The organism is Nocardioides sp. Z21_20 (genome assembly GCF_059766585.1).
On sequence record NZ_JCBAJX010000034.1, the window covers coordinates 1 to 1,685 of the forward strand.

Consider the following 1,685-nt stretch of genomic DNA (forward strand, 5'->3'; position numbering starts at 1 on the left):
GACCTCGACCCCTATCCGGGCACTGACGCGCCGACCACCCCGGATAAGGCCGCTACACCCTCAACTGGGATGAGCCGCATTGGGCCGAGATCCGCAGGCTGCATCGAGCGGAGGGCATGGCGATCAAGGCGATCGCCCGTGAGCTGGGAGTTGCCCGCAACACGGTGCGAGCGGCCTTGGCGGCGGACGAGCCACCCAAGTACGAGCGTCGGGCGGGGGGCTCACGTGTCGATGAGTTCGAGCCTGCGATCCGGGCGCTGCTGGCAAAGACCCCGGCGATGCCGGCCACGGTGATCGCCGAGCGGATCGGATGGCACCATTCCGCGTCAGTGCTGCGCGCCAGGGTCGCGCTGCTACGTCCGCTGTACGCCCCGGCAGATCCCGCGGACCGCACCCAGTACGCCCCTGGTGAGATCGTGCAGTGCGACCTGTGGTTCCCCCCGAAGGTCGTGCCGGTGGCGCCCGGCGTGCTGGCCGCTCCGCCGGTGCTCACGATGGTCGCGGCGTGGTCGGGCTTCATCATGGCCACGCTTCTGCCGAGCCGCACCACTGGCGACCTGCTGGCCGGGATGTGGCTCCTGCTGTCCGGCTCGCTCGGGGCGGTGCCCAAGACGCTGGTGTGGGACAACGAGGCCGGGATCGGCCAGCACCACAAGCTCACCGTCGGTGCCCGTGGGTTCGCCGGCACCCTCGGCACCCGGATCTACCAGACTCGGCCCCGCGATCCCGAAGCCAAGGGCGTGGTCGAGCGTGCCAACGGCTATCTGCAGACCTCGTTCATGCCTGGTCGTGACTTCGCGTCCCCAGCCGACTTCAACACCCAGCTGGATGACTGGTTGCCGCGCGCGAACCAGCGCGTCTTACGCCGCACTGGCGCTCGACCGGGCGACAAGCACGCCGACGAGGTAGCAGCGATGGCGGTCCTGCCGCCGGTGCCACCGACCCTGCACCCGGTGCTGCGAGTCCGGCTGGGCCGCGACTATTACGTGCGGGTCGCCGGCAACGACTACTCCGTCGACCCGTCGGTGATTGGGCGCATCGTGGAGGTCAGCACCGGCCTGGACACCATCACCGTCACCTGTGCAGGGCAGGTCGTCGCGTCCCATCAACGGTGCTGGGACACCCGCGCCACGATCACCGACCCCGCACACGTCGCGACCGCAGGCGTGCTGCGCAGCGCCTACCGCTCGCGCCGCAGCGCGGTCAGTGGCCCGGCTGCTCACGCAGGTGCGGTCGTGGGAGTGCGGGCGTTGTCGGACTACGACGACCTCTTCGCACTCACCCCGCCCAGCGGCGTCGTGGCCCTTGGGGCCGGCGTGGGTGAGTCCGGTGTGCGGCACCTGGAGGTCGTGCGATGAACGGCAAGGACCTCACCGGTGAGCTGGCGTTCTTGGCCCGGGAGTTGAAGACACCGGTCATCAACGACACCTATGCCGCGTTGGGTGACCAAGCCCGCCAGGAAGGATGGTCACACGAGGAGTACCTCGCCGCGGTCCTGGGACGCCAGGTCGCGACAAGGACCGCGAACGGCACGAGGATGAGGATCGCTGCCGCGCACTTCCCGGCGGTCAAGACGATCGAGGACTTCGCCTTCGACCACATCCCCACTGTCGACGCTCCCCGAAAACTAGGCCAGTAGCGCTCTTCGAAAAGTAGGCCACCCGACCACGATGGATTGGGTGATG

The 1,685-nt window shown here is 68.8% G+C and carries 2 protein-coding genes; both read left to right on the plus strand.

Annotation, left to right across the window (positions count from 1 at the left end; genetic code table 11):
* Window positions 1-89: 89 nt before the first annotated feature.
* Window positions 90-1,358 carry an IS21 family transposase gene (gene istA, locus AC6EH9_RS20025; RefSeq protein ID WP_498425448.1) on the plus strand — a complete coding sequence of 423 codons (1,269 nt, stop codon included), beginning with the start codon at window positions 90-92 and terminating at the stop codon, window positions 1,356-1,358.
* Complete coding sequence (locus AC6EH9_RS20030; protein WP_498425447.1) at window positions 1,355-1,639, plus strand: ATP-binding protein; 285 nt, start codon at window positions 1,355-1,357, stop codon at window positions 1,637-1,639. The genes istA and AC6EH9_RS20030 overlap by 4 nt, the downstream gene beginning before the upstream one ends.
* The last annotated feature ends 46 nt before the right edge of the window (window positions 1,640-1,685 follow it).

Coding starts and splice junctions, on each gene's coding strand:
- AC6EH9_RS20030 (WP_498425447.1), top strand. CDS start 1,355: ATGAACGGCAAGGACCTCACCGGTGAGCTGGCGTTCTTGGCCCGGGAG.